The organism is Streptomyces sp. NPDC056169, assembly GCF_042268445.1.
Lineage (GTDB): Bacteria > Actinomycetota > Actinomycetes > Streptomycetales > Streptomycetaceae > Streptomyces.
The window spans coordinates 14,109-39,355 of the sequence record NZ_JBHJUO010000027.1 but is presented as its reverse complement, the minus strand read 5'-3'; the positions used below and the strand labels follow the sequence as shown (position 1 = coordinate 39,355).

Annotated in this window: 24 protein-coding genes and 3 pseudogenes; 20 read left to right on the top strand and 7 right to left on the bottom strand. The window is 70.4% G+C overall.

What is annotated here, in order from left to right; genetic code table 11:
* Positions 1 to 356: 356 nt before the first annotated feature.
* Positions 357 to 1,136 (bottom strand): NAD(P)H-dependent oxidoreductase, encoded by a 780-nt coding sequence (locus ACFC0G_RS35055; protein ID WP_376411590.1) that lies wholly within the window; start codon positions 1,134 to 1,136, stop codon positions 357 to 359.
* A gap of 155 nt (positions 1,137 to 1,291) precedes the next feature.
* Here ACFC0G_RS35055 and ACFC0G_RS35050 point away from each other — a divergent pair, with 155 nt between their 5' ends.
* The 6 genes from ACFC0G_RS35050 to ACFC0G_RS35025 all read left to right on the top strand — a co-directional run bounded on the left by ACFC0G_RS35050 (position 1,292) and on the right by ACFC0G_RS35025 (position 7,870).
* Positions 1,292 to 2,140 carry a helix-turn-helix transcriptional regulator gene (locus tag ACFC0G_RS35050; protein ID WP_376411587.1) on the top strand — a complete coding sequence of 283 codons (849 nt, stop codon included), beginning with the start codon at positions 1,292 to 1,294 and terminating at the stop codon, positions 2,138 to 2,140.
* A gap of 120 nt (positions 2,141 to 2,260) precedes the next feature.
* The gene (locus ACFC0G_RS35045; RefSeq protein WP_376411585.1) at positions 2,261 to 2,932 is read left to right on the top strand and encodes a class I SAM-dependent DNA methyltransferase; all 672 of its coding nucleotides are present in this window, start codon (positions 2,261 to 2,263) and stop codon (positions 2,930 to 2,932) included.
* A 119-nt stretch (positions 2,933 to 3,051) separates the two neighbouring features.
* Positions 3,052 to 3,579 carry an NUDIX hydrolase family protein gene (locus ACFC0G_RS35040; RefSeq protein WP_376411764.1) on the top strand — a complete coding sequence of 176 codons (528 nt, stop codon included), beginning with the start codon at positions 3,052 to 3,054 and terminating at the stop codon, positions 3,577 to 3,579.
* Positions 3,580 to 3,745: 166 nt separating this feature from the next.
* Positions 3,746 to 4,285, top strand: a complete 540-nt coding sequence (locus ACFC0G_RS35035) for a hypothetical protein (RefSeq protein WP_376411582.1) — start codon at positions 3,746 to 3,748, stop codon at positions 4,283 to 4,285.
* A gap of 711 nt (positions 4,286 to 4,996) precedes the next feature.
* Positions 4,997 to 7,132, top strand: coding sequence for a DUF4157 domain-containing protein (locus ACFC0G_RS35030; protein ID WP_376411579.1), 2,136 nt, complete (start codon positions 4,997 to 4,999; stop codon positions 7,130 to 7,132).
* Between the two features lie 66 nt (positions 7,133 to 7,198).
* Positions 7,199 to 7,870 (top strand): hypothetical protein, encoded by a 672-nt coding sequence (locus ACFC0G_RS35025; RefSeq protein ID WP_376411576.1) that lies wholly within the window; start codon positions 7,199 to 7,201, stop codon positions 7,868 to 7,870.
* A gap of 22 nt (positions 7,871 to 7,892) precedes the next feature.
* On the opposite strand, the pseudogene ACFC0G_RS35020 reads toward ACFC0G_RS35025, so the two are convergent.
* Positions 7,893 to 8,318: pseudogene (locus tag ACFC0G_RS35020) on the bottom strand (IS5 family transposase); the annotation flags it as partial.
* A 423-nt stretch (positions 8,319 to 8,741) separates the two neighbouring features.
* Between ACFC0G_RS35020 and ACFC0G_RS35015 the strand changes: the two are divergent.
* The 4 genes and pseudogenes from ACFC0G_RS35015 (at position 8,742) to ACFC0G_RS35000 (ending at position 11,589) form a co-directional block, all read left to right on the top strand.
* Positions 8,742 to 9,782, top strand: coding sequence for a vWA domain-containing protein (locus ACFC0G_RS35015; RefSeq protein WP_376411573.1), 1,041 nt, complete (start codon positions 8,742 to 8,744; stop codon positions 9,780 to 9,782).
* A 97-nt stretch (positions 9,783 to 9,879) separates the two neighbouring features.
* Entirely contained in the window at positions 9,880 to 10,614 is a 735-nt protein-coding gene (locus ACFC0G_RS35010; protein ID WP_376411570.1) for a hypothetical protein, read from the top strand.
* Positions 10,615 to 10,649: 35 nt separating this feature from the next.
* Positions 10,650 to 10,737: pseudogene (locus ACFC0G_RS35005) on the top strand.
* Positions 10,738 to 11,148: 411 nt separating this feature from the next.
* The gene (locus ACFC0G_RS35000; RefSeq protein WP_376411567.1) at positions 11,149 to 11,589 is read left to right on the top strand and encodes a VOC family protein; all 441 of its coding nucleotides are present in this window, start codon (positions 11,149 to 11,151) and stop codon (positions 11,587 to 11,589) included.
* 72 nt (positions 11,590 to 11,661) lie between these two features.
* Here ACFC0G_RS35000 and ACFC0G_RS34995 read toward each other — a convergent pair whose 3' ends face one another.
* The gene (locus tag ACFC0G_RS34995; RefSeq protein WP_376411761.1) at positions 11,662 to 13,440 is read right to left on the bottom strand and encodes an FAD-dependent monooxygenase; all 1,779 of its coding nucleotides are present in this window, start codon (positions 13,438 to 13,440) and stop codon (positions 11,662 to 11,664) included.
* A 163-nt stretch (positions 13,441 to 13,603) separates the two neighbouring features.
* Between ACFC0G_RS34995 and ACFC0G_RS34990 the strand changes: the two are divergent.
* Both ACFC0G_RS34990 and ACFC0G_RS34985 read left to right on the top strand, forming a co-directional pair.
* Positions 13,604 to 13,870 (top strand): annotated as a pseudogene (locus ACFC0G_RS34990) (isocitrate lyase/phosphoenolpyruvate mutase family protein); the annotation flags it as partial.
* A gap of 125 nt (positions 13,871 to 13,995) precedes the next feature.
* Positions 13,996 to 14,508 (top strand): GNAT family N-acetyltransferase, encoded by a 513-nt coding sequence (locus ACFC0G_RS34985; RefSeq protein ID WP_376411565.1) that lies wholly within the window; start codon positions 13,996 to 13,998, stop codon positions 14,506 to 14,508.
* Between the two features lie 33 nt (positions 14,509 to 14,541).
* On the opposite strand, the gene ACFC0G_RS34980 is transcribed toward ACFC0G_RS34985, so the two are convergent.
* Positions 14,542 to 14,946 carry a hypothetical protein gene (locus tag ACFC0G_RS34980; RefSeq protein WP_376411562.1) on the bottom strand — a complete coding sequence of 135 codons (405 nt, stop codon included), beginning with the start codon at positions 14,944 to 14,946 and terminating at the stop codon, positions 14,542 to 14,544.
* Positions 14,947 to 15,177: 231 nt separating this feature from the next.
* Here ACFC0G_RS34980 and ACFC0G_RS34975 point away from each other — a divergent pair, with 231 nt between their 5' ends.
* The 5 genes from ACFC0G_RS34975 to ACFC0G_RS34955 all read left to right on the top strand — a co-directional run bounded on the left by ACFC0G_RS34975 (position 15,178) and on the right by ACFC0G_RS34955 (position 18,147).
* Positions 15,178 to 15,438 (top strand): hypothetical protein, encoded by a 261-nt coding sequence (locus ACFC0G_RS34975; protein WP_376411559.1) that lies wholly within the window; start codon positions 15,178 to 15,180, stop codon positions 15,436 to 15,438.
* A 10-nt stretch (positions 15,439 to 15,448) separates the two neighbouring features.
* Complete coding sequence (locus ACFC0G_RS34970; RefSeq protein WP_376411556.1) at positions 15,449 to 16,108, top strand: MSMEG_1061 family FMN-dependent PPOX-type flavoprotein; 660 nt, start codon at positions 15,449 to 15,451, stop codon at positions 16,106 to 16,108.
* A gap of 140 nt (positions 16,109 to 16,248) precedes the next feature.
* The gene (lepB, locus tag ACFC0G_RS34965; RefSeq protein WP_376411553.1) at positions 16,249 to 16,884 is read left to right on the top strand and encodes a signal peptidase I; all 636 of its coding nucleotides are present in this window, start codon (positions 16,249 to 16,251) and stop codon (positions 16,882 to 16,884) included.
* A gap of 88 nt (positions 16,885 to 16,972) precedes the next feature.
* Entirely contained in the window at positions 16,973 to 17,497 is a 525-nt protein-coding gene (locus ACFC0G_RS34960) for a hypothetical protein (protein ID WP_376411550.1), read from the top strand.
* A gap of 158 nt (positions 17,498 to 17,655) precedes the next feature.
* On the top strand, positions 17,656 to 18,147 hold the full coding sequence (locus ACFC0G_RS34955; protein WP_376411547.1) for a hypothetical protein: 492 nt from the start codon (positions 17,656 to 17,658) through the stop codon (positions 18,145 to 18,147).
* A gap of 45 nt (positions 18,148 to 18,192) precedes the next feature.
* On the opposite strand, the gene ACFC0G_RS34950 is transcribed toward ACFC0G_RS34955, so the two are convergent.
* The 3 genes from ACFC0G_RS34950 to ACFC0G_RS34940 form a co-directional block, all read right to left on the bottom strand.
* On the bottom strand, positions 18,193 to 20,262 hold the full coding sequence (locus tag ACFC0G_RS34950) for a PE-PGRS family protein (RefSeq protein ID WP_376411544.1): 2,070 nt from the start codon (positions 20,260 to 20,262) through the stop codon (positions 18,193 to 18,195).
* A gap of 71 nt (positions 20,263 to 20,333) precedes the next feature.
* Positions 20,334 to 21,248, bottom strand: a complete 915-nt coding sequence (locus tag ACFC0G_RS34945; protein ID WP_376411541.1) for a GntR family transcriptional regulator — start codon at positions 21,246 to 21,248, stop codon at positions 20,334 to 20,336.
* 35 nt (positions 21,249 to 21,283) lie between these two features.
* Positions 21,284 to 22,051 (bottom strand): GntR family transcriptional regulator, encoded by a 768-nt coding sequence (locus tag ACFC0G_RS34940; protein WP_376411538.1) that lies wholly within the window; start codon positions 22,049 to 22,051, stop codon positions 21,284 to 21,286.
* A gap of 167 nt (positions 22,052 to 22,218) precedes the next feature.
* Between ACFC0G_RS34940 and ACFC0G_RS34935 the strand changes: the two genes are divergently transcribed.
* The 3 genes from ACFC0G_RS34935 to ACFC0G_RS34925 are packed head-to-tail and all read left to right on the top strand — an operon-like array spanning position 22,219 to position 25,246.
* Complete coding sequence (locus tag ACFC0G_RS34935; RefSeq protein WP_376411535.1) at positions 22,219 to 23,478, top strand: extracellular solute-binding protein; 1,260 nt, start codon at positions 22,219 to 22,221, stop codon at positions 23,476 to 23,478.
* Complete coding sequence (locus tag ACFC0G_RS34930; protein ID WP_376411532.1) at positions 23,475 to 24,416, top strand: carbohydrate ABC transporter permease; 942 nt, start codon at positions 23,475 to 23,477, stop codon at positions 24,414 to 24,416. The genes ACFC0G_RS34935 and ACFC0G_RS34930 overlap by 4 nt, the downstream gene beginning before the upstream one ends.
* The gene (locus ACFC0G_RS34925; protein ID WP_376411529.1) at positions 24,413 to 25,246 is read left to right on the top strand and encodes a carbohydrate ABC transporter permease; all 834 of its coding nucleotides are present in this window, start codon (positions 24,413 to 24,415) and stop codon (positions 25,244 to 25,246) included. The genes ACFC0G_RS34930 and ACFC0G_RS34925 overlap by 4 nt, the downstream gene beginning before the upstream one ends.
* The last annotated feature ends 1 nt before the right edge of the window (position 25,247 follow it).

Genomic DNA, 25,247 nt, shown 5'->3' with positions numbered 1-25,247 from the left:
ACACCGCGTACGTTCCTGGCCCTCCCCGGGGCCACCGCATGATCGCACACCTCCACGGAGCAAGTCCGCGCAGCTCAGAGCGGCTTCGGTCAGGGTCTGCGAGCTGATCAGGGCCGTCTGGTCCTGGTGGCCGGGACGTCCGGGCCGCAGGAGATGCGGGCCGCCGTCAGGACGGGACTCCCGTCGGCGGGCGTGCAGGCGGCCCTGCAGGCGGCCCTGCTCGCGAGCAGGACGACCACGGCATCGCCATCGGTCGGAAGGGTCTTGTCCGCTGGGCGGCGCGGTCCGGCACGGGACTTGAGCCACTTCAGAGCTCGGGCACGCCCTCCGGCGGCGATCGCCGTGACCGCCCGCGGTCAGCCGCGTACGTGCAGGTCGAAGCCCGTGCGGCCCGCCGGCTCCAGGCCCTCCTTCAGGAGCAGCGACGGGATCTCGTAGTCACCGAAGTTCTGCCGGCGGAACGCGATCGGCTCGGTGGACTCCAGGGTGAGCAGACGCTGCTCCCAGGCCTTGGCGACGTCCGCGTAGTCCTCGTCGCTCATCCGGTCGGTGCCGTGCAGCACGAACGGCGGCAGGACCTCGATGCCCGGGTAGTAGAGGATGCCGTGGTGGATCGGGAACAGCAGATCGTCGATGGGGCCGTTGATCCCACGCGCGGCGTAATGCGACTCCGGGCCGCCGACGGTCACCGACAGCAGCGCCCTCCTCCCCGCGAGGGTGCCCTCGCCGAAGCGCTCGCCGTACTTGGTGTCGCTGTGCTCGCCGACGCCGTACGCGAAGCGGTACGTGAACACCCGGTCCACCCAGCCCTTGAGGATCGCGGGCATCGAGTACCACCACAGCGGGAACTGGAAGATGATCGTGTCCGCCCACAGCAGCTTCTCCTGCTCGGCGAGGACGTCCGGGGTGAGCGTCCCGGCCTCGAAGGCCCGGCCCGAGTCCCGGGCGACCCTCAGCGGGCTCGACGCCGCGGGGCCGTAGTCCGCGGCGTCCACGACCGCCTTCCAGTTCATCGCGTACAGATCGCTCACCCGTACCTCGTGGCCGGCGGTCTCCAGGGTGGACACCGCGAGGTCCTTCAGCGAGCTGTTGAGCGACTTCGGCTCCGGGTGGGCGTGGACGATCAGCGTCTTCATGGGAACTCCCTCGGATCACATACGTTCGGATCGGATGCCTTCGATTCTGGGAGCTGCGGCGCCCGGCGTTCAGGGGCGCGCGTTCCATCGGACGGGACTTCCTGGTATTGGCAGGGCCACCTTCACGGGCACCCGCCGAGGCCATACTGGGAGGCATGGACGATCTTGCGAGCTTCCTGCGGACCCGGCGTTCCCGGGTCGACCCGGCGGCCGTCGGCATCCCCACGGACAGGCGCCGACGGGTCGAAGGGCTGCGCCGCGAAGAGGTCGCGCACCTGTCCGGAGTCAGCGTCGACTACTACGTACGTCTGGAACAGGGCCGCGCGACCCAGCCCTCCGAGCAGGTCCTCGACGCGCTCGCCCGCGTCCTCGGCCTCGACGAGACCGAACGCGGACACCTCTACCGGCTCGCCCGGCAGCGCCGCCGCCCCGCGAAGGCGCCGGGCGGACGGGTCCGGCCCGAGCTGCTGCGCGTCCTCGACCTGGTCTCCGGCGCACCCGCGCTGATCATGGACCACCGCCTGGACGTGCTCGCCGGGAACCGGCTCGCCGGGCTCCTCTTCGGCCGGCCGATGCCGGGCCTCAACACCGCGCGGCACCTCTTCCTCGAAGAGGCCGAGCGCGGTCTCTACGCCGACTGGGAGAAGTGCACCCTCGACGTGGTCGGGCATCTGCGCCTGGCCGCCGGGAAGTTCCCCGACGACCCCCAACTGGCCTCCCTCATCGGCGAGCTGGCGATGGGCAGCGAGCGGTTCCGCCGCCTCTGGGCCCGCGCGGACGTGCGCGCCCGTACGCATGGACGCAAGGCCTACCGGCACCCGCTGGTCGGGCTGCTGGAACTGCACCAGGAGAACTTCGCGCTGCCGGAGGCCTCGGGCATGGAGCTGGTGGTGCTGTCCGCGGCCGCCGGCAGTCCCGCAGAGGACGGGCTGCGCCTGCTCGCGGGCCTGGGTGCGGGCAGCGATGACGCGCATCCGCCGGTGAACGCCCGGGTCCGTGAGTGACGTGCGGTCCGGCACCCGCACGGCAGCCGGACCGTAAGCGATCCCAGCGCACCATTGTTGCCTGCACCCATGCTTCCTGTGCTCGCTGTGCTTCCCAGCACGCCGCCCTATGGTGGGCCGATGCGCACACACCACCCCATCGACCGCCCAGCCGATCTCGACACGGTCCGTGAGTCCTATGACCGAGTGGCCGACACCTACGCCCACATGGTGGTGACGACGGGCATGGGCGACATCCGTCGCCATCCCTGGCTCAAGGCATCCATCGACGCCTTCGCCGACACCGTGGGCGACCTCGGGCCCGTCCTCGACGTCGGCTGCGGGCCGGGGACGGTGACGGCCTACCTCGCCGAACGCGGACTCGACGTGTCCGGGGTCGACCTCTCGCCCCGGATGATCGAGAACGCGCGCCGTATGCATCCGGAATGCCGCTTCAGCGTCGCCTCGGCCACCGAGCTCGACCTGGTCGAGGCGTCCCTGGGCGGCGTCCTCGGGTGGTGGTCGCTGTTCAACCTTCCTCGCGACATCCTTCCCCAGGTCCTCTCCCAGTTCGCGCGCGCCCTGAAGCCGGGCGGACACTTCATCACCGGGACGCACGTCGGCGACGAGGACCTGGTGCGCACCGACGCCTACGGAGGCGTACCCGTGCGGTGGACGACGCACAAGTGGCGGCCGGAGCAGCTCGTGGAACTGATCGAGCAAGCCGGGCTGCGTCCGGTCGCCGAGCTCCGACTCCCCGCGGAGGGGGAAGTCGGGCCGGGTCTGGTCGTCATGGCCCAGCGGCCCGTCTGAGGACGCCTGGGCTGGTCGTCGAGGGCCCTGTTCGATTTCCTTCCCTTCCCACCCGGGTGGCAGACACGTGAATTGGGCCCAAGACGCGACCGGGAAAGTATGATCAAGCGATGTCTGACATGACTGAGACCACGCCCGGCTGGCTGACCACGGACGAGCTGGGCACGGCCCGCGCCCGGATGCCGATCCTGTACGTCGAGGCGGTACCCGTACGCGTGGACGACAGCGGCGAAGTCACCAGCGTCGGTCTGCTCCTGCGGATCGGCGCCGACGGGACGATCAGCCGGACCTTGGTGTCCGGCCGCGTGATGCAGCACGAGCGAGTCCGGGACGCGCTGCTCCGCCACCTGGAGAAGGACCTCGGCCCGGTCGCGCTGCCCCGCGTCCCCGCGTCCCTGCAGCCCTTCACCGTCGCGGAGTACTTCCCCACCGCGGGCGTCACCCCGTACCACGACCCGCGCCAGCACGCGGTGTCCCTGGCCTACATCGTGCCGGTCGCGGGCGACTGCCGGCCGCGGCAGGACGCGCTGGACCTGGTCTGGTTCAGCCCGCAAGAGGCGGCTTCCCCCGCCGTGCAGGATGAGATGCCGGGTGGCCGCGGGGTGCTGCTGAAGCAGGCGCTCGCGCACGTGGGGCACACCTACTGAGATCGGCCGCACCTCTGCCGAGTGCCCGAGCCGGGATTCTCCGGGCACTCCTGGGTGCGCCACGAAAGGGTGCTCCTGCGGGATTCTCCTGACTCCTGTCTGCTCGGCCGCATAGCGTGCAGACAGGCCGCCGCCCTGTCTTCCGCGGCCGCATGAGGAGGATCCTGTGTCGTCGTCCTGCGACCCCCGGCACGCTCCCGCCGGCGACGTGAACGCAGCGCTGTTGGTGATCGACTCCCGGCTCAAGTCCATCTACGACTCCCGAGCCGGGTCCGATCCCGAACAGCAGCGGCTGACCGAACAGTTCATCGCGTCCTTGGGGCCCACGGGCGTCCACGACCTCATCGACGGTGCCTGCACCCTCGTCTACATCTTCATGAAGTGGCTGAGGATGGCCCATGAGGACCACGGCAAGGACGTCATCGAGTACGTGGTCCCCAGCCTCGTGGCCGCGATGGGCAAGATGCCCAAGAGCGTCAGCCCCGAGGCCATCCCCACCATGGCCGGCCTGGTCATCGCTGCCGGCACCGGCCTGAGCCCCAGCCTGTGGCGCCGGCAGTACGGGGACTGGACCAAGGACGAGATGAATCCGCTGGAAGCCACCGCCCTCCTACTCGCCGAGCACATCAACCGCCTCACCGACGACCAGGACTTCGCCACCCGCCTGGTCACCGAAGCGCTGTCCAGCGTGGAACAGGACCGATGAACCGGCCTCGCTGATTGTTTCAAAATGAGGTGCGCAGGCGGCCCGTCACGCCTCCGGCGGCGGAAGCCCCCGGGCGGGGGTGGCGTTTGCGAATGCGGCTCGCGCTGCTCTGCGGCCGGCCGGAAGGGGGGACTGCCGGGACGCGACTCCGGCCGTTGACAGGTGCGGTGGCCACCCGCGTGCCCGCGCAGGGGCCGACCGGTCTGTGGCCGGCGTCACGCGACCGCAGGGAGCGCCCTTGACGCGCCACCGGAAGCTGCGACCCTCAAAAAGAGGGCGGCCCCACCAGAGACGCGCTGGACACCCCCGCCTCCTGAGCCTCCGGGACCCGAACCCGCGTTGCCCGATCGCCCATCGGAAGCTGCCCTGGCGTCCGTTGTGCCCCGTCGGCCCCGCCGACTAGACAGGGAGGCACGTACCCGTACCACGCCCTTCAGGGGGATTCCCATGCACGCCAAGGACGCACCGAAGCCGTCGACCGCGACGGCGGCCGAGGCGGGCGCCCGCCGTGACGTTTCGCGCGGCGCCACGAGCACCCCTGCGACCGGTGTCGGCGGTGTCCTGTCCCCGCAGACGGTCCTCGCCCTCCAGCGCACGATCGGCAACGCCGCCGTCTCCCGGCTGGTCGAGGAGGCCCGGCACCAGCACGGCGCCGGCTGCGGCCACGCGCAGAGCTCCGAGGCCGCGCCCGCCCCCGTACAGCGTTCCGCCGTGCACGGCGTCCTGCGCAGCTCCGGGAGCCCCCTCGACGACGGCACCCGTGCCGACATGGAGTCCCGGCTCGGCGCCGACTTCTCCGACGTGCGCGTGCACGACGACAGCGCCGCCCGCGCCTCCGCCGCCGAGGTCGGCGCCCGCGCGTACACCTCCGGCAGTCACATCGTCATCGGCGACGGCGGCGGCGACCGCCACACCCTCGCGCATGAGCTGACGCATGTCATCCAGCAGCGTCAGGGCCCGGTGTCCGGCACGGACAACGGCTCCGGTCTGCGCGTCTCCGATCCCTCGGACCGCTTCGAGCGGGAGGCCGAGGCGAACGCCCGGCGCGCGCTGTCGGGCGCGGCTCCGGCGGCGCAGGCTGCCGCGCAGCCCGTCCAGCGCGCGACCGGGGGCACGCAGCCCTCCGTTCAGCGGGTGCCGACGGAGCCGGCGGAGACGACGTCTTCATCCTCCGCAGCGCCCACGCAGGCGGCGGTGGTCCCGACCGCCCCGATGTTCGGCATCAAGATCAACAGCGCAGCGGATGCGAAGGCCAAAGGACTGACGGCCGAGAACACTCTCGTCGTCAACGCGAATCACTCCGGCGACATGTACCACGTCCGGGCCGCCCTGATCGTCAACCCGGACCTCAGGCTCCTCATGTACGGACTGCTGGACGACTTCGACCCAAAGGCCGACGGAAAGCGGATCACCGAATCCGTGACAAACAGGAGGAGGGCGGAGGAGAAATCCCCGGACAAGGTCGCTGCATCCACCGCGAGGGCGATTGCGTTCAACCAAATAAAGGCCGCTATCGGAGATGAAGTCGGCACATCCTTTCCTACTGGTCATGATCCTGCTGCTGCTGATGCTGAGGCCCAAGTCGCGAAGTGGCGCGAAAAAGAAAAGAAAAGCCGGATCAAGGCGGCCATGGAAACCTCGCCCGAGGCCCTCTACAGGGGCAACCTCAAAGCGGAGACGGACGCAGAAATCGCCACGGAGATCGCCGCGACCCGGGACAACCGCCCCGCGGAGAAGCGCTCCGTCGATCGCAAGGCCCAGCACATGTACCAACTCCACAAGGACCTGCCCGGCCGGGTCTTCTACACCAAAGAGAGCCCGAGGAACCTCAAGATCGGGCACAGCGGCGAGACCAAATCCACCGACGACTTCAAGGAAGGCATGCTGGAGCAGCGGCGCGCCTGGGTCGGTGAAGGGGGTGACGCGGCGGGGATGCAGGACTTCTACCGTGAGTACGCCGCTCCGGACGAGGTCACCAAGCAGGCTTTCGACGCCGCCCACTCGAAATCCGATCACCCGCTGAGCAAATTTAAGACAGGCGTCCGGTACGTCATCGTGAACTACCGGGACAGCGGCCACACCGGGGAGGGGAACGCCCCCGCGCTCGACACCGGACGGGAGGGTCTGACCCAGCTCCAGGACATGATCAGCACGCACCCCGATCTCGGGGGCGCGCGGCCCGTCCTCATCGGCGACATTCCGGGACCGATCCCCACCGACAGGCCGCACCTGCACAAGTACTGGGAGTGGTCCGGGATGACGGGCCGCCGCTCCGAGCTGGCACTGCTGCACTACCTCAATGAGAAGTTCACCATCATCGGCGCGGTCGGCATGCGCAGCGGCGTCACCGACCAGTTCACCTTCGCCGGGATCAAGACCCTGTCGATCGACATCTCCCCGAACCAGGCCAGGAACAGGAACGCCGACGGGAAGGACAACGAGACGGACGCGACGAAGTACCCCTCCAAGGGCTGGGAGCGCGGCGGGAAGCTGGAAGCGGTCTTCGGTTCGCAGTACGGGCGGGCCTTCCTCGGCCAGGAAAGGGCGAACGACCAGGAGGTCACCGACGGCGCGTGGGCGGGCCGCTTCGGGGAGCAGGACCAGGCGATGCTCCGTGATGCGATCGCGCACTTCTTCGCCGAGGAACGCGGCGACGGAGGCACCCTCGCGACAGCCGACAACTTCCGGCACTCCTCCCACCCGCTGGAACAGCGCAGCATCGCCGAGCTCGACGAGAGCGATCTGCTGGGCGATGCAAAGAAGGGGGTGATCCGCGAGAGGATCGCGGCGCTGCAGGAGGCGGAAAAGGAGGACAGGAAGAAGAGGGGTCTGCCGACGACGGCGTAGCCGCCCAACACCGTCGACCAAAGCCATACTTGGGCTCCGCACAGAGTTGAAAGACGCTCAGCTACTGTGCGGCCCATACAGGGGGAACTGGAAGGCAACTCGGGCCTGTTCACGCTCGACGGCAGTGGGGCCGTGCCGCTGGAGGAGGGGGATCCCCGGCAGATCGGAGCTTTCCGGCTGCTGGGGGTGCTCGGGTCCGGTGGCATGGGGCGGGTCTATCTCGGTGCCGTGCCGGGGAAGTTCGCGGCGGTGAAGCGGGTCCCGCCCGTGCTCGCCGAGGACGCGGACTTCCTCAGTCACTTCGGGCACGAGCTGGACAATCTCGCCCGGTTGCCCGCCGGGGCCAACACGAAGCTGCTCCACGAAGCTCCTCGCGAGCGACCGGACGGCCAAGCCGCCGTGGTTCGCGACTTCTACCGGGTCGTCCACGGCGAGCCCGACTTCGGGCGGCTCACGGAGGCCGGTCCCGAGCTCACCGCGCTCCTCCGGCGCTGCTTCGCCAAGGACCCCGCCGACCGGCCCTCCGCCGCCGAGCTGGTCAAGCGCGCCGAGGAGCGGGCCGCCGGGGCGTCCTGGCCCGCCGCCGTCACCGAACGCATCGGTGAGCGCGCCGCGTTCGCCTCCGAGGCAGGGTGTCGGACGAGGCCGGACGCGGCTGGGCTCCGTGCGGGTCCCGTACAGCAGCCAACGTCAGCCGGATCGGCCCCGGTCTTCCGTCTGGCCGGGAACCGGCCGTGAACGGTTGGAGGCGGCGTAGGCGTATGAGGCCGCAGGCCACGACGAGGAGGCTCTGGTGGAGGTCGGCGCGTCGCTCGTAGCGGATGCGTAGCCGTCTGAACTGGTGGAGCCAGGCGAAGGTCCGTTCGACCACCCAGCGGACCGTGCCGAGTCCGGAGCCGTGGGGCACACCGCGTCGGGCGATCACGGGCTCGATGCCGCGCTTCCACAGCAGACGGCGGTACTTGCCGAAGTCGTAGCCCCGGTCGGCATACAGCCGCCGGGGCGTGCGGCGAGGCCGACCTCGCAGGCCCCGGATCGGCGGGACGGCGTCGAGCAGCGGCCAGAGCTGGGTGACGTCGTGCCGGTTGCCGCCGGTGAGTGTGACGGCGAGCGGGGTCCCGTGACGGTCGACGATCACATGGTGCTTGGAACCGGGGCGGGCACGGTCGACCGGCGAGGGGCCGACATGAAGTGGATCTTCGTTCGTAGTGCGATGGGTGTGGCGACGGGGTTCAGGTACCGTCGCTCCAGCTGCAATCCCGGTGCTGCAAAGACGGGCGATCGGGCAACGGAAAACCGGGAGTTCCCGTTGCGTGCGCCCCTACCAACCATCGTTCGTCACAGCCATTCGTTGACAGCTGCGATGAGAACGGTCGCCTCGCAGCGGACGGCGAGCTCGTCGCATCGCGTGGCCACAGTTCGGTGACGCTTGAGCCGGTCGATCCCGCACTCGACCGCGTGACGCTCGCGGTAGTCGGCCGGGCCGAAGCGTGGCCGGCACCGCTCCCCCGCCCTGCCCCCTCCCCCCTCGGCCGGCGTCAAGATCGATTGTCAGTGGTGGGTGAGACGGTGGAGGTATCGAGTCGGAACGGAACGAGGGGGAGTCGTCATGTCCGGAAGCCAGAACTACATCAACCACGTCGCTCTTGTGCTGGATGCCAGTTCGTCCATGTCGCACCTGAGCCGCAAGGTCGTCGAAGTCGCCGACCAGCAGATCGCGTACCTTGCCCGCCGGTCGAGGGAGCTGGACCAGGAGACCCGCGTCACGGTGTACGCCTTCGCGGACAAGGTGGAGTGCGTCATCTACGACAAGGACGTGCTGCGCATGCCGTCCCTGAAGGAGCTGTACCGGGTCGGCGGCATGACGGCCCTGCTGGCGGCCGCGCTGAAGTCGCAGCGGGAACTCGCGCAGACGGCGCAACTGTACGGCGACCACAGCTTCCTGACGTTCGTACTGACCGACGGACAGGAGAACGCGAGTCACCGCTGCCCCGGCGCCCCTGCCCGGAATCCGCGTGAACTGACCCAGGCCGTCGCCGAGATGATCGCGACGCAGGAGGACAACTGGACGCTGGCCGTCCTCGTGCCGGACCAGATGGGCAAGCGCGAGGCCATGCAGTGCGGGTTCCCGAAGGAGAACATCGCCATCTGGGACGCCACGAGCACCCAGGGTCTGGAAGAGGCCGGGCAGGTCATCCAGCAGGCAACCGAGAAGTTCATGGTGGGGCGCGCCCAGGGCATTCGCGGCTCGCGGGCGGTCTTCTCCATGGGTGCGGATGCCGTCAACGAGGAGACCATCAAGGCGGCCGGGCTCACCCCGGTGAATCCGTCGAAGTACCAGGTGATTCCGGTGGCCCGTGACGTGGCGATCCGGGAATGGGTCGTCGAATCCGGCCACACCTACCGTACGGGTTGCGCCTTCTACCAGCTGAGCAAGCCGGAGAAGATCCAGGCGCGGAAGCAGATCGCGGTGCTGGAGAAGAAGACGGACCGGGTCTACACGGGGCCAGAGGCCCGAGCCCTGATCGGCCTGGCGGACGTGGAGACGCGCGTCAAGCCGGACCACAACGACGACTTCACCATCTTCGTCCAGAGCACCAGCGTGAATCGGAAGCTCGTCTCGAAGACGCGGCTGCTGCTGATGCTCTGAGTCTCTGTGGCGCTTACGAAAGGTGTGCGCGGTTCGGGATCCGAGTCGGTGGAAAACCGTTCGATCTGTCGTTCTCCCGCGTACTAGGGTCGGCGACGTGGCAACGAAACTCAATCAGATCATCGCAGTGGAGAAGGGCGTCAAGTCCCGGGCGCACCAGGACCTGACGGCGGCTCATCACGGCCTGCAGAAGCCCGCGTTGCTCGCCGGCATCTCCCGTACCTACCAGCCGAAGGACGAGGAGGGCGAGCAACTGCCGCCCGAGTCCACGCTGGTGCAGGTGAAGGCCGAGGACGTGCTGCGCGACACCGCGCGAGCGCTGACCCGGCTCTTCGATGTGACGGCCACCAAGGACTGGGCGAACTGCGAGGCGCGCGCCGACATCACGGTCGACGGACGCGTGCTCGTGGCGCAGGTGCCCGTCGCGTATCTGCTGTTCCTGGAGAAGCAGTTGACGGACATCAACACCTTCGTCCGCAAGCTTCCCGTACTGGACGCCGCCGAGTCGTGGACGCAGGACCCGTCGACCGACGCGTGGAAGACCGAGGTCGTCCGCACGCTCCGTACGAAGAAGGTGCCGCGCAACCACGTCAAGGCGGAGGCGACGGACAAGCACCCCGCGCAGGTCGACGTCTACTACGAGGACGTGCCGGTCGGTTACTGGACGACGGTGAAGTTCTCGGGTGCGCTGCCGGCCCGGCGGGTCAACGAGCTGTTGGAGCGGGTGGAGAAGCTCCAGCAGGCGGTGAAGTTCGCCCGTGAGGAGGCGAACAGCGCCGAGGTCACCGACCAGCGGGTCGGCGACGCCGTCTTCGGCTACCTCTTCGGGTAGCCGGGACACCACAGACTCCCCGGCCACAGAGAACGGCCGGGGTGCGCGAGGAGCGCAAAGCTGAAGCTGAGCCTTGTCGTGACATCCGCGGTTCCAGTGGAGGTTCGAGTCCTCCTCCCGGCACTTCCTGCCGGGATGGCCCAACCAGGCAGAGGCAGACCGCGGTCAATCTCAGACTATTGCTCCAGACTCAGCATGCGCCGCTCATCGCCGGATCGACCGGGCCCGGGCCCTGGTGCGTCGAAATGCCAGTTCGAATCTGGTCCGCCGAGCTCGATCGGCGGTGGTCCAACGGCAGGACGCGACGCAATGACGAATGACCCGGGTCCTCAAGTGTGCCGGCGTGTGATGTGAGCGGCATCGCCAGGGTCCGGGGGCAGGCTACGCCCTCGGACCCGCTCCTTTCTCTCGACCGCCGTGGCGCGGCCCCTGTCCGAGGATCGTGTGACCGAGGATGTCGAGTGCGGCCCGGCGGCTCCGTCTCAGGGACGTAGGCAGCCATCGTGGTCGTACTCGCACCCAAGGAGACCCCGTATGCCGATCCAGCGGATGGACAACGTCCTCATCGTCGTCGACGACCTTGACGCCGTCATCGCGTTCTTCCTCGAACTCGGCATGGAGCTGGAAGGCAGGATGCCCGTCGAGGGGCGCTGGGTGGAGCGTGTCATCGGGATCGACGACGTCCGCCAGGAGGTCGCCATGCTGCGGACGCCGGACGGCCACGGCCGCATCGAGCTGGCGATGTTCCACACGCCGAAGGCGATCCGCGGCGAGCCGGAGGACGCGCCGGCGAACACGCTGGGCATCCGTCGCATCATGTTCGCCGTCGACGACATCGAGGACGTCGTCGCCCGCCTGCGCACCCACGGCGCCGCACTCGTCGGCGAGCTGGAGCGGTACGAGAACAGCTATCGGCTCTGCTACGTCCGCGGCCCTGAGGGCATCGTCGTCGGGCTGGCCGAACAGCTCGGCTGAAGGAAGCCGAACGGTTCACGGTCACCCTCGCGGTGACCGCGGGCGGCGTGGCGGTCGCCCCGGCCATCGCGTTCACCCGGGCGCGGAGGGCATAGAGGGTGCGGAGGGCGCGGAGAGGGTCGTGAGGTAGTCGGTCAGGGCCGCGGCGGTGGCGGCGAGTGGGAAGCGGGAGCCGAGTTGTCCGTCCGGGCGGACGACGAAGCCGGTCGGTCCTTCGGGGCGGTACAGCCGGGCGAACTCCCCCTCGGTGTCGTGGTATCCGGCGACCACGAGGCCGTCCAGGGCGGTCGGCGGTGCTTCCCTGGCCAGGACGGCGACGATCTGCGGTGGGTGCCCCGCCGCCGGGCCGGCGCCGTGTCCCCGTACCACCCCGCCGGCCGCCGCGGCCGCGGCCAGTTCGGTCGGAGCGGACGCGTACAGGAGCAGGACGTGCTCCGTACGGCCCCGCAGGATGTCGAGCAGGCGCAGCGCGTACGTGGCGACCGGGGTGGTCAGGCCGGCGCAGTCCGGGGCGCGGTCGCCGGGCTGGGGCGCGTCGGCCGGGCCGTACGTGCTGCGGGCGAGCGGGCCGCCCCGGTACCCGACGAGGAGTTGGGCTTCGCGGAGCATCAGTGTCCGAGGGTCGGCGGTGTCGTTCTCCATGCCCTGGGTGGCATGGCGTACGGTGCGGCCGACGACCTCCTCGCCGACCGGGCGGCGCTCGGCGTCGTAACTGGTGAGCAGGGCGGGGCCCGCCTCGCCGCGGACGACGAGGGCGAGTTTCCAGGCCAGGTTGCAGGCGTCCTGGATGCCGGTGTTCATGCCTTGGGCGCCGGTCGGCGGGTGGATGTGGGCGGCGTCGCCCGCCACGAAGACCCGGCCGTCGGCGTAGCGGTCGACGATCCGGTGGCTGATGCGGAAGATGGACGACCAGCGCATCCGGGAGAGGGTGGCCGGCTTCGGGGCAAGCCGGTCCACGACGGCCTGGATGTGGGACAGCTCGGGGGCGCGGCCGCCTTCCAGGCCGTGCGCCACGCCGTCGCCGCCCACCGCACCGGTGCCGCCCGGCGCACCGGTGCCGCCCGGCGCACCGGTGCCGCGCGTCCGGCCGTCGCCGCCTGTCCGGGCCTCGCCCGGGTCCGTGGGCGCCGGCTCCATGGCGAGTGTGGAGAGTTCGGGCGGGACCAGCATCGACATGCGGTAGCGGCCCGTCCCGGGCAACGGGATGCAGACCAGCAGGTCGTCGGTGGAGCCGTCGGCGGCCAGGTGGCTGGACCGTACGCCGTAGCCGTACGGCAGGTCCCAGTCGGCCTCGACGTCGGCGAGCATGTACTCCTCGGGGAAGGCACCGCCCTCGAAGGTGAGGCCCAGCTGCTTGCGCACGATGCTGTGGGCTCCGTCGCAGCCGATCAGATAGCCCACCCGGGCCTCCTCCTCCGCTCCGCTCGCGGTGCGCAGGAGAGCGGTGACGCCGTCCTGGTCCTGGGTGAACGACAGCAGTTCCGTGCCGCGCTCGACGGCCGTGCCCAGGTCGGTGACGTACGCGTCGAGGAGGCGCTCGGTCTCGTACTGCGGGAGCGCGGCGAATCCGTACGGGACTTCGGGCGGCAGCGCGAGCTCGATCCGCGCCCGCTCCTCGCCGTTGACGTAGATCAGCTGTCCGCGCATCTCGGCGGCGGCCTCCAGGGCGGCGCGGGCCAGGCCCATCCGGTCCCAGATCTCCAGGGTGCGCGGCTGGATCCCGACGGCCTTGGCGTAGGGAAGCGGGGCGGCGAGCCGGTCGATCAGACGGCAGCGCACGCGGCGGCGGAGGAGCTCGGCGGCGGCACTGAGTCCGACCGGACCGGCGCCCACGACGAGTACGTCGGTCATACGGGTGCGCGCCACGGCTGCCTCCCAGCGCCCGGCCCCGAGATCGGTCCCGTACTCCATCGTCGCCCGCCGGTCCGCGGGCGGCGACCCGAGTGTCCGGCGGCCGCTCACTGCGCCGAGAAATCGGTGATCGTTCCTCGGTCCGTCGTGGTGCAATGCCCGCATGACGACTCTCGCGGAGAAGGCACTTCTCTTCCGGTCCCTGCACGTCCCCGGCACGCCGCTGGTCCTGCCCAACGCGTGGGACGCCGCATCCGCCCGGGTCGTGGCGGAGGCCGGCGCACCCGCGGTCGCGACGACGAGCGCCGGGGTCGCGTGGTCGCTGGGCCACGGCGACGGGGATCGTCTGAGCCGGGACGAGGCTCTGGGCGCGATCTCTCGGATCACGGCCGCTGTCGCCGCACCGGTCACGGCCGACATCGAGCGCGGCTCGTGGACGGTTCTCCGCTGCCGGTGAACGTCCTCGCGCTGAATCGCTGAATCACCGTCAGGACGCGCTGCTGGATTGGGCGTGTGAGGGATGTGGGAGTGCGAGTGGGAGTCGGGGGCGGACACATGGACTACGTGATCGGAGAACCTCGCGCCGATGAAGCATGGGGCATCGCCCAGATGCACCTCGCCGCGTGGCTGGAGACCTACCCCAACGAAGAGGCAGGCATCGACGAGGCCTGGATCAGGGAGCACCGGGGGCAGACAGCGACGGCGGAGGGCTCTGCTCCGTGGCGCGCGTTCATCGAGCGGACGGCCAGGGAGCCGCACGCGCTCTTCTGTCGTGTCGTCCGCTCCGAGGGGGAGATCGTCGGCATTCTGTGTGGGCGCCGCGACGGCGTCGTCGACCTCGGGCCCATGTATCTCCTGGAGACGGCCCAAGGGAGGGGCGTCGGTGGGCGGTTGATGGGCGCGTTCCTCGCGTGGGCCGGAGAGGTGCCGATGCGCTTGTGGGTGACGGAGTACAACGAGCGGGCCGTCCGCTTCTACGAGCACTACGGCTTCCGGACCACCGGTGAGCGACAGCTCTGGCAGGACAGACTGCCGAACCTCCGCATGGTCCGCCACATCCAGGGATGAGCTGCGCGGGCTCCCTCCGGGTTGCCGTCGGGGTTACTTCCACTCATAGATCTTGGCGGTGGCCTTCCCGCTCTCCTCGACATGGAACTCGAACAATCCGGCGACGCCGGTGAGTCGGGCGAACTTCGCGGCGACGGTTTCGAAGAACAGGGCGCCTCGCCAGTCGACTGCGCCGGATTCGTCGAAGCTGCCCACGCCCGAGCCGTGCCAGGTGATCGTCTCACCGTCCTGGGTCATCAAGACGCCCTGGCCTTCTCCGAAGAGGCTGCCGTCGGCTCGTACGACCGATTCGTACGTGCCCATGTCCTTGACCCCTACACCCAGGAGCGTGCCGGTCGCCTGGAAGGACGCCTCCATGACGGGGTGGCCGCCGTCGGTGGACAGCACCCGAATTCCCGTGGTTTCTCCCTGCTCCTCGCCGATCAGTTCACCGAGCATGACGGAACTCCTCTCCGTTTCCCTCCGTCGACGGATGGATCCCCTCTACGGATGGATCCCTTCTTCCGGACTACGCCCGACAACGGGCACTGTCAAACGGGGGGAGCGGTTCCGAGGGCATACCGACCAGGTGTTGTCGATCTTGACGCTTCCGGCGCGCTCGGGGTCAGATGCGGTATCGAGGTGGCGGCCCGACGCATCCGAAACGGCACCGCTCCATGGAGGTCAGGCGTGTTCATTACGACAGAGGATGCTTTCGATCCCGAGGAGATGCTGAACCTCTACGACTCGTTCGGCTGGGAGGGCTACACCAGCGACGTCGACAGGTTCTGTCCCGGCCTGGCCAACTCCCATCTCGTCATCACGGCGCGAGACGGTTCGCGAGGAGAGGGAGATCGCGGGCTTCGGGCTGCCCAGGAATCGCCCCGACCTGCGTGCCGCGACGCCCTGAACACGACCTGCGCCAAGATCAATCGCAGGTCCGCACATTAGTGTCGGAGGCATGACGAAAACCCTTGCCGGCAGTGCCTTCGACTCGCTCCGCCTCGACGCCGTGCCCGACCAGGAGACGCTGCGCCGGACCTACGAACTCCCCAATGACACGGCCATCCGCAAGCAGATGACCGAACTCACCGAGCAGACCCGGCGGTTGATCGGCTGCTCCTCGCTGGTCCTGGTCGCCAGCGCGGACGCCGAGGGCAACTGTGACGTTTCCCCGCGCGGCGGCCCCGCCGGGTTCGTCGCCGTCCTGGACTCACGCACGGTGGCGATACCGGACGCGACCGGCAACAAGCGCCTGGACACCCTGCAGAACGTCATCGCCACCGGGCGCGCCGGGCTGCTGTTCGTCATCCCGGGACGCACCACGACGCTCAGGGTGAACGGCCGGGCCTGCGTCTCGACCCGCCCGGAGCTGCTGTCGCAGCTGACCGCCGTGGGCAAGCCGCCGGCCAGCGCGCTGGTGGTGGGGATCGAGGAGGTCTACCCGCACTGCCCCAAGTCGCTCCTGCGCAGCGGGGCCTGGAAGCCGGAGCAGTGGCTCCCGGCGGACGCCCAGCCGGCCTCGGCCGAGGTGACGCTGGCCCAGCTGCGGATGCCGGAACTGACGATCACCGACATCGAGCAGGCGGAGGCGGACTCGCTGAAGTACCGGTACGAGTAGCGGGCCGACCAGCGAGCGCTGGACTGCCGGATCCGGGATCCCGGATCCCGGATCCCGGATCCCCGCAGATCGCTCGCGGGGCATCCCGTTAGCCTCTGCTGGTCCGCCCGGCCTCGGGCGGTCCGACGGAGAGGGTGTGCATGCGTCAGCGGAGAGCGGGCAGCGGGCTGAGAGTCGCGTCCCGCGTACTGGTGCCCTTCGGGCTGGTCCTGACGCTGGGAGGCCTCGGGTACTTCTTCATGAACTACCAGGGGGTCACCGTCATGGGCCAGGCGATGGAGCCCACGCACCGCCAGGGCGAGCGGCTGGTCGTCGAGCACATCGACGTGGGCGAGATACGCAGGGGTGACGTCGTACTCGTCGACGTGCCCGACCGTTATCAGGGCCGACCCGTCCTGCAGCGGGTCATCGGGATGGGCGGCGACCACGTGGTGTCCGACGGAGATCGGATCACGGTGAACGGGAAGCCGGTCGACGAACCGTACGTGCAGCGCGGCGAGCTCGGCCCGGCCACCGAACCGTACGACGTGCAGGTGCCGGACGGGCGGCTGTTCCTGCTGGGCGATCACCGGGAGAACTCGAACGACTCGCGGTTCTTCCTCGACGAGCAGTCGGGCAGTGTCGCGGCCTCCGGAGTGCTCGGGCGAGCGCGGCAGGGTTTCGCCGTGCCGGGGGCGACGATGGCGCTCGGGGCCCTCGGGATCGTGCTGACCCTGGTCGGGATCGGCCTGGGCATCGGGGGGTACGCGGCCGGGCGGAGGACCCGGCGACGGTAGCTCCCGGAGGGGAAGCGTTGGAACGTCTCTGTACGGAGAACACTGTCTCTTAGAATCGAGCTCTCGCAGGACACACGGGGGTGCGGTCATGGGGACGTCGAAGTCGCTCAGTCGTCGTGGGTTGATGGTGCTCGGCGGGCTCTTCGTACTGGGCGGCGGTGCCGTCGGATGCGGGTCCGCCGACGACTCTCCCGACCCGGACCTCAGGAAGGTGCGCACCGACGTCGAGCCGCTTCAGCGCCGGTTCCGCGCGATCGGCCGGCTGTCCGACCCCCACTGGCTCGGCTACAACCCGAACGACTCGGGGCGCGAATGGATTCCGGACCAGGATCCGCAGGTGCGTGTGGTCGGGGTCGCCCGTCTGCCCGCCGGGGCCGCCAAGGCCATCGTCGGCAGGCCGATGTACGCCTTCGTCCCCTCGCCGCCGTCCGACATCCCGGAGGAGCTGACGGAGTTCCTGCCCGAGGGCGCCGAGTGGCTGGGCAGCGTCCGCTACGACGAGTACCTCACCAAGTCGCTCTACACGGGCCGGTTCCTCTTCTCCGCCACGACGGACCACGTGTATTTCGACACGGTCAATCCCGAGATCGTGCCGAGCTCGCCGCCTCAGTAGCGGGAACAGCGTCGGTTTCCGGCTGTCGAGTGGGTGTGGGCAGAGTGGAGGTCATGGCGACCCGACATCACGATGCCCCGGCGAGCGACATCCGGATCGCCCGGAGCCCGCGTTATGCCGTGCCGTGTTCTGCTGGGCGTGGAGGGGTGGGCGGGTCCATGGGTTCTCTGGGGGGTGCGGTGTCGTACGAGGACTGCACGATCTACGTCGACGCCTCGGACGGCTCGACCGTCCTCGCCCGGCTGAGGCGCGTCCTCGGACCGGGCGATGAGGGTGGCGTGCTGGTGGTGGGGCCGGTGCGGGTGACCGGTGACGACAACGGCTACGTCACGGGCGACAAGGCCCATCCCTTCGACTTTCTCCAGTGGCCGACCGTCCTGGAGTGCGAAGCACCCGCGGAGGCGCGCCCCGGCGCTGTGGTGGACGCGGTCGCCCTCGTCCTGGAGGCCCTGTGGGAGATGGGTTTCACGGCGCTGGCCGCCTGTGACTTCGAGGACGAGCTGCCGGCGAGCGGCGGCCGCGACCGTTATCCCCTCCCGCCTGTGTCTGCGGGCCCGCCTCCCCGGAGGGGTGCGGGCCGCCGGTGGCGGCCTCTGCGCCTTCCGCGTTTCCGTCCGGGCGGCGACGACCGGTCCGGCCGGTTCGGCTGACCGAAGGTCCTCGATCAGGGCCTGGGGCCGCCCGCGCCGGGGCTCTCACTGGTCACGTCGGAGTTCCTCCAGCCCTGCAAGGGCGGTGTCGATCATCCAGTGCATCACGGACTCGGGCAGCGCCGGATTCCGCACGGCATGCTGCCTGAGGTCGGCGTCGCGCAGGGCCCGGACCATGGGCCGCGCGGGCAGTGCGGGGTGCCGGGCCGCCGCGTACCGGACCGAGGCGCTCCCGTCGTCGAGCAGCCGGACCGCCGAGGCCGCCGAGAGCCGGGGGTCGGTCGCCGCCCGGAGCCGTACCTCGCTGTTCTCGTCCCGGCTGAACCGTTCCACCAGGTCGGGGGTGGATTCGGGGTCGTCCAGGGCCAGTTGGCGCAGCCTCGGGTGCGGATCCGTCGCGTACGGGAGCAGGCCGGTACGCGGGAAGTTGGGGTGAGTGCGTGGGCGCCCGGGTGCGCTGAAGCTGCCGTTCCACCACAGCCAGACCTCCAGGAGCATGTCGGCCGGCGCGTCGTCGCAGGACTCGGCGAGGAAGAGGCGTACGACCTTGTCCTCGTCGTGCGCGAGGCGTTCGACGACGTCCGGCGGGAGGTGCCGGGCGCGGGCGACGGTGCTCCTCAGGAGCGGGTGGCACGAGGCGGCGATCCGGCGCATGGCCTCCGGGTCGCCGTGGAGGTCCCGTACCCAGGGCACGTCGTGCCGCATCCCGTCGAGGTCGAGGCGGGTCAGACATTCCGCCCGCTGCACCTCGGAGAGTGCGGGGTGTACGGATGCCGTTCGGCGGACGTACCCGCTCGCGTCCTCGGTGAGCGCGGCGAGGACGTCGGCCGGCAGGTGGGGATGGGTGGCGAGGGTCTGCCGTACGCCCTCGTCCTCGTCGGCGGCGAGCTGCGCGAGCACCTCGGGGCGCGTGTACGGGTTGCCGGCCAGGGCCCGTCGTGTGTGCGGGTCCTCGTGCGCGGCGAGCAGCGCGGCGACCTCGTGGGTGAGGCGGCGGGACGCGACGGCTTCCCGGTCCGGGGCGAGCGTCTCGTACGCGGCCAGGTCGATCGGGCGACCCCCAGGGGCCTGTGCGTCCGTGTGTCCCCCGTGGGCGCGTTCGTCCCCGTGGGCGCGTTCGTCCCCGTGGCCGCCGTCGTCCCTGCCGCACGCGGCAGCCCGTACGGACGGGACGGGGTCGGTGGCGAGGGTCGCCAGGAGATGCGCCGGGAGGCCCGGGGTACGGGCGGCTTCGGCGCGTACGAGGGGGGACGAGTCGGTGGCGATCCGCTCGTGTCCGGACTCCGTCAGGCACCCACGCGTCGCGGCGAGCTCGACGAGCAGGGCGCGCCGGGCCGGGCTCTGCTCACCCAGGACGAGCGCGGTCCACTGCTCCGGGGTCAGGGATCGCCGGTGCCTCGCCACCCTGCCGCGGACCTCCGGGTCGGGGTGGGCGATCGCCGCGTCGAGGACGGTGGCGGACAGCGTGTGGTCCAGGAAGTGGACGGTTCCCACGTCGAGCAGCCGGATCAGTACCTCGTCGCTCGCGCCGTCGTTGAAGCCGAGCCACTCCGCCCAGTCCGCCCACAGCCACTTCGTGGGCCGCAGCCGGGCGGTGCGCAGCCCCTCCCACGCGGCCTCGCGCTCTTCGGGGGATTCCCGTGCCGCCGCCCGCGCTTCCTCCTCCCGTCGCTCCCGGAGGTCGCCGACGGCGACGAGCCAGACCTCGTACTCCTCGCAGGTCACGCCGAGCAGGGCGTCCCCGTCGACCGCAAGGGTGACGAACTCGGGCTGTCCGGGGCGGTCGCCGAGGACTCCCGCGAGGTCCCAGGCGGGGGCGAGGCGGACCCTGGCCCAGGTGTCGTCGTCCCCGGCGTGGAGGAGGAACTCGCCCTTCTCGTCGATGATTCCGTGCTCGCGCGCGAGGCGATGCCACTCGGCGTTGAGCGCGGGGACGAGGTCGGGGCGGTCCTCGCGGACGACCGCGGTCGGCACGGTCTCGTACGAGGCGACCGGCCGCCAGGCGGCCGCGGGCGTCAGCACGTTCTCCGTGCCCCACTCCCCCACGATCTCCAGGCCGGCCCGGTCCAGCAGGGCGATCAGTTCCGCCCTCGTACGCCTGTCTCTGCGCCCCATGGGCGCCATCCTGCCCGAACGCGCGGGCGGGGCCTCGAAGCGGGGGCGTGCTTCCGTGCCCGTACGTTCCGTCAGTCCACCGTGCCCCACCACGCACCGGCGCGCGCGGCGTCCGCCGCAGGGTGGTCGGGCGCGCCGTCGCGGAGGGCGAGCCGGGAGACGATGCGGTAGCGGTCGCCCCGGTAGAGGGAGCGTACGTACTCGACCGGTCTGCCGGCCGTGTCGGAGGTGATCCGGTCGAAGAGCAGCGCGGGTGAGAGGACCGGCACGTCGAGCAGGGCCGCCTCCTCCTCGCTGAGCACCGTCGGTTCGATGGACTGGACCGCGTGGGCCGTCCGGATGCCGCGCTTCTCGCGCAGGTGGGCGTAGAAGCCGCCCTCCATGTCGGCGACGGTGAGGCCGGGGACCAGGTCGGCGGGGACGTGCAGGTGTTCCAGGGCGATCGGGTCGCCGTCGACGTACCGGAGGCGGGTCACGTGCACCAGCTGTGCCGCCGGGGAGATCGTGAGCTTGCGGCCGATCCGCGCGCCGGCCCGTACGGTACGGAGTTCGAGCACGGTGCTCGTCCAGCTGCCCCGGCTGCGGGGCGCGTCGGCCGTGTGGTGCTCGGCGACCAGTTCCTGGGTGATCTTGTCGGGGGCGACGAACATGCCCCGGCCGTGTTCCCGTACCAGCGCGCCCGTGGCCACCAGTTCGTCGACGGCGGCGCGGAGGGTGGGGCGCGAGACGCCGAGGGTCGCGCAGAGGGTGCGCTCCGAGGGGATGGCGTCGCCGGGGCGGCGGGCGTCGATCACGGTGAGCAGGTGCTCCCGTACGCGCTCGCGCTTGAATGCCGTCCGGCCTCCGGTGTCCGGACGCGGCCGACTTGCCGCCGCGTCCGGGTCCGGCCTGTCCGCCGCCGCGTCCGCCTCTGTCCGGTCCGCTAGGTCCGACGCCGTCCGGCCCCCTGCCTCCGGCTCCGTCCTGCCTCCTCCGTGTGGCTCCATCCCCGGTTCCTCCCCGTCGTTCGGTCGGCTGCGCGTCAGTATGCATCCCCTTCGGTGGAGGAGGTCACGAGGCCGTCGCGGGTGAAGTCGAGGCGGGAGACGATGCGGTAGCGGTCGCCCCGGTACACCGAGTGGACGTACTCGACGGGCCGGCCGGCGGTGTCGAGGGTGAGACGTTCGATCAGGAGGGCGGGCGACAGGACGGGGACGTCGAGGAGCGCGGCCTCGTCCTCGCTGACGACCGTGGGCTCGATCGACTGGGTGGCCTCCTGGACGTGGACCCGGTGGTGTTCCCGCAGGTGGTCGTAGAGGTCGCCCGCTTCGAGTTCCTCCGGGGTGAGCGCGGCGCCCACCAGGTCGGCCGGGATGTGCAGGTGCTCGATGGCCATGGGCGCGCCGTCGACCAGGCGGAGGCGGGCGATGTAGAGCAGTTCGGCGGCGGGCGAGAGGCGGAGTCTGCGGCCGATCCGGGCGCCCGCCCGGACCGTGGCGGATTCCAGGACGGTGCTGGACCAGCTGCCGGAGGCCCGGGGGACGGCGAAGGCCGTGTCGTCCGGGGCGAGTCGCTGGGTGATCTTGTCGGGGGCGACGAACATGCCCCGGCCGTGCTCCCGTACCAGCGCGCCCGTGGCCACCAGTTCGTCGACGGCGGCGCGGAGCGTGGGGCGCGAGACGCCGAGCGTCGCGCAGAGCGTGCGCTCGGACGGGATCGGGTCGCCGGGGCCGCCGGCTTCGATCAGGCCCAGCAGGTGTTCCCGTACCCGCTCCCTCTTCAGCACCCCGCTGGAGGAGCCGTCCTTCATGTCGCACTCCCTACTGGTCAACTGGTAAGTCCGATACTAGCCGGGCATGTTGACCTGTCGCTGCCTGAACAGCACATCTTTTCCCGGGGATTGACGGCGCGATGAGGCCGTGCCACCTTCTGGTCACACACCTGACCACTTGACCAATTGGTCAACTATCCATCGAGGTGCCCGTGCAGACTCTCCCCCGTACCGTCGCCCTCGCGGCGGCCGTCGTCCTCGCCGCCACGGCCTGTAGCGCGACCGGTGACCCGGTCGCCTCCGGCGGAGCGGAGAAGGTGACCGTCTGGATCATGAAGGACAGCGTCACCGACGCCTTCCTCTCCCGCTTCCGCGCCGGCTTCGAGGCGCAGCACGAGGACATCGATCTCGACATCCAGATCCAGGAGTGGGACGGCATCGGCGAGAAGGTCACGGCCGCCCTCGCCAGCAAGGACGCCCCGGACGTCATCGAGGTCGGCAACACCCAGGTCGCTCAGTACGCGGCGAGCGGCGGCGTCCGCGATCTCAGCGACAAGGTCGCCGAGCTGAACGGTGCCGACTGGCTGCCGGGGCTCGCCGAGCCGGGGAAGGTCGACGGCAAGCAGTACGGCATCCCCTGGTACGCGGCCAACCGCGTCGTGATCTACCACAAGGACCTGTTCTCCCGGGCGGGCGTCACCTCGCCCCCGAAGACGCAGGCCGAGTGGCTGGCCGCCACCGCGAAGCTCAACCGGGGCAAGACCCAGGGGATCTACCTCCCCGGCCAGAACTGGTTCACCCTCTCCGGCTTCGTCTGGGAGGAGGGCGGCGATCTCGCCGTCCAGGACGGCACCGCGTGGAAGGGGGCGCTCGACACCCCGCAGGCCCTCGCCGGCATGGACTTCTACCGCCGGCTCCAGGCGCTCGGCAAGGGGCCCAAGGACGCCGACGAGGCGAAGCCCCCGCAGGCCGAGGTCTTCGCCAAGGGCGACGTCGCCCAGATCATCGCCGTGCCGGGCGGGGCGAGGATCGTCGAGGAGCTCAACCCGGCGCTCAAGGGCAAGCTCGGCTTCTTCCCGGTCCCCGGGAAGACGGCGGCCGCACCCGGTGCGGTCTTCACCGGCGGCTCCGACTTCATCGTCCCGGAGGCCTCCACCCACCCCGAGGCCGCGACCGAGGTCGTGGCAGCGCTCGCGGGCGACACGTGGCAGACGGACATGGCGAGGACCATGAGCTACGTCCCCAACCGCACCTCGCTCGCGCGCGTCATCCAGGACGACGCGGGCACGGCCGCGATGGCCGCCGGGGCGGCTCGCGGGCGGGCCACGCCCAACTCCCCGCAGTGGGCGGCCGTCGAGGCCACCAACCCGATCAAGCAGTACATGACCGCCGTGCTGACCGGCGGCGATCCGGCGACGGCGGCCGCGGCCGCGTCCCGGAGCATCACGAAGACCCTCGGATCGTGAGCCGACCAGGACCCGCGCGCGCAAGCCGCCCCTGGGTCCCGCGCCTCCCGCACGGCTCGGCCCTCTGGCCGTATCTCCTCGTCGCCCCCGCCGTCCTGGGCGGCGTGCTCCTCCTCGGCTACCCCCTCGTCCGCAATCTCCTCATCTCCTTCCAGCAGTACGGCATGGGCGAACTCATCCGCGGCGACGCCCCTTTCGTCGGTCTCCGCAACTACCGGACCGTCCTGACCGATCCCGAGTTCTGGGAGGTCGTGCGGCGCACCTTCTGGTGGACCCTCGTCAACGTCGTCCTGATCATGGTGATCGCCACGCTGATCGCCCTGATGATGCGCAGGCTCGGCCGGCGGATGCGGATCCTGGTGACGAGCGGCCTCGTCCTCGCGTGGGCCAGCCCCGTCATCGCCACCACCACCGTCTTCCAGTGGCTCTTCGCGTCCCGCCTGGGCATGGTCAACTGGCTCCTCGTCCGGCTCGGGTTCACGTCCTTCGAGGGGTACTCCTGGCTGGCCGACGGTCCCGCCGCGTTCACGGTGCTCGTCCTGCTCGTGGTGTGGCAGTCGGTCCCCTTCGCCGCGATCACCCTGCACTCGGCGCTGCTGACCGTCCCCGACGAGCTGTACGAGTCGGCCCGGCTGGACGGCGCGGGCGGCCGGCGGATCTTCCTCTCGATCACGCTGCCGCTCCTCCGCCCGCTCTTCGGCCTCGTCCTCTGCCTCGAAGTCATCTGGGTCTTCCGCTGCTTCGCCCAGATCTGGGCCGTCACCAAGGGCGGCCCCGGCGAGGCGACGACGACCCTGCCCGTCTACGCCTACCGCGTGGCCCAGTCCCTGCACCGCTACGACCTCGGGGCGGCCGTCTCCACGCTCACCGTCCTGCTCCTCGTGGCCGTACTCATCGCCTACTTCCACCAGCTGCTCCGACAGGAGGCCGACCGGTGACACCGCGTTCCCTGCGCCGACTCCCCCTGAACACGGCGGCGGCGCTCGTCTTCGCCGTGGCCGTCTTCCCGGTGTACTGGATGATCCTCACCGCCTTCCGGCCCACCCGCGACATCCAGTCCGAGACCCCGCGGTTCCTTCCGGTGTCCGTCACCCTGGAGCACTTCGGGAAGGCCGTGGCGGCGGACGGCTTCTGGACCTTCTGGCGCAACAGCCTGCTCGTGACCGCCGGGTGCGTCCTGCCGGCGCTGGTGGTGGCGCTCGCCGCCGCGTTCGCCGTCGCCCGGCTGCGCTGGCGCGGCCGGCGGGCCTTCATCCTGATGGTCTTCCTCACGCAAGTGGCGCCGTGGGAAGCGCTGTTGATCCCGATGTACGTGATCGCCCGGGATGCCGGCCTGCTCGACCGGCTGGCGACCCTGAGCCTCGTCTACTTCATGATCACCCTGCCGTTCACCATCGTCACCCTCCGTTCCTTCCTGGCCGCCGTCCCGGCCGAGCTGGAGGAGGCCGCCCAGGTCGACGGCTGCACGCGCGCCGTCGCGTTCCGCCGCGTGACCCTCCCCCTGCTGGCCCCGGGGCTGCTCGCGACCTCGCTCTTCGGCTTCATCACCGCCTGGAACGAGTTCGCCTTCGCCAACATGCGCGTCATCAAGAACCAGGACGACCGCACGCTTCCCGTGTGGCTCTCGTCCTTCTCCAACGTCTTCGGCACCGACTGGGGCGCCACCATGGCCGCCTCCACCCTCTTCGCCCTGCCCGTACTCGTCCTCTTCCTGGTCCTTCAGGGCCGGGTCGCCGCCGGGATGACCGGCGGAGCCGTGAAGGGATAAC

What these genes read in the sequence shown, in the direction of transcription:
- ACFC0G_RS34940 (WP_376411538.1), bottom strand. Translation starts at nt 22,051, where the DNA reads ATGAAGGACGGCTCCTCCAGCGGGGTGCTGAAGAGGGAGCGGGTACGG.
- ACFC0G_RS35040 (WP_376411764.1), top strand. Translation starts at nt 3,052, where the DNA reads ATGACTGAGACCACGCCCGGCTGGCTGACCACGGACGAGCTGGGCACG.
- ACFC0G_RS34970 (WP_376411556.1), top strand. Translation starts at nt 15,449, where the DNA reads ATGACGAAAACCCTTGCCGGCAGTGCCTTCGACTCGCTCCGCCTCGAC.
- ACFC0G_RS35015 (WP_376411573.1), top strand. Translation starts at nt 8,742, where the DNA reads ATGTCCGGAAGCCAGAACTACATCAACCACGTCGCTCTTGTGCTGGAT.
- ACFC0G_RS34950 (WP_376411544.1), bottom strand. Translation starts at nt 20,262, where the DNA reads ATGGGGCGCAGAGACAGGCGTACGAGGGCGGAACTGATCGCCCTGCTG.
- lepB (WP_376411553.1), top strand. Translation starts at nt 16,249, where the DNA reads ATGCGTCAGCGGAGAGCGGGCAGCGGGCTGAGAGTCGCGTCCCGCGTA.
- ACFC0G_RS35055 (WP_376411590.1), bottom strand. Translation starts at nt 1,136, where the DNA reads ATGAAGACGCTGATCGTCCACGCCCACCCGGAGCCGAAGTCGCTCAAC.
- ACFC0G_RS35000 (WP_376411567.1), top strand. Translation starts at nt 11,149, where the DNA reads ATGCCGATCCAGCGGATGGACAACGTCCTCATCGTCGTCGACGACCTT.
- ACFC0G_RS35050 (WP_376411587.1), top strand. Translation starts at nt 1,292, where the DNA reads ATGGACGATCTTGCGAGCTTCCTGCGGACCCGGCGTTCCCGGGTCGAC.
- ACFC0G_RS34945 (WP_376411541.1), bottom strand. Translation starts at nt 21,248, where the DNA reads ATGGAGCCACACGGAGGAGGCAGGACGGAGCCGGAGGCAGGGGGCCGG.
- ACFC0G_RS34985 (WP_376411565.1), top strand. Translation starts at nt 13,996, where the DNA reads ATGGACTACGTGATCGGAGAACCTCGCGCCGATGAAGCATGGGGCATC.
- ACFC0G_RS34980 (WP_376411562.1), bottom strand. Translation starts at nt 14,946, where the DNA reads ATGCTCGGTGAACTGATCGGCGAGGAGCAGGGAGAAACCACGGGAATT.
- ACFC0G_RS34960 (WP_376411550.1), top strand. Translation starts at nt 16,973, where the DNA reads ATGGGGACGTCGAAGTCGCTCAGTCGTCGTGGGTTGATGGTGCTCGGC.
- ACFC0G_RS34995 (WP_376411761.1), bottom strand. Translation starts at nt 13,440, where the DNA reads ATGACCGACGTACTCGTCGTGGGCGCCGGTCCGGTCGGACTCAGTGCC.
- ACFC0G_RS34955 (WP_376411547.1), top strand. Translation starts at nt 17,656, where the DNA reads ATGGGTTCTCTGGGGGGTGCGGTGTCGTACGAGGACTGCACGATCTAC.
- ACFC0G_RS35045 (WP_376411585.1), top strand. Translation starts at nt 2,261, where the DNA reads ATGCGCACACACCACCCCATCGACCGCCCAGCCGATCTCGACACGGTC.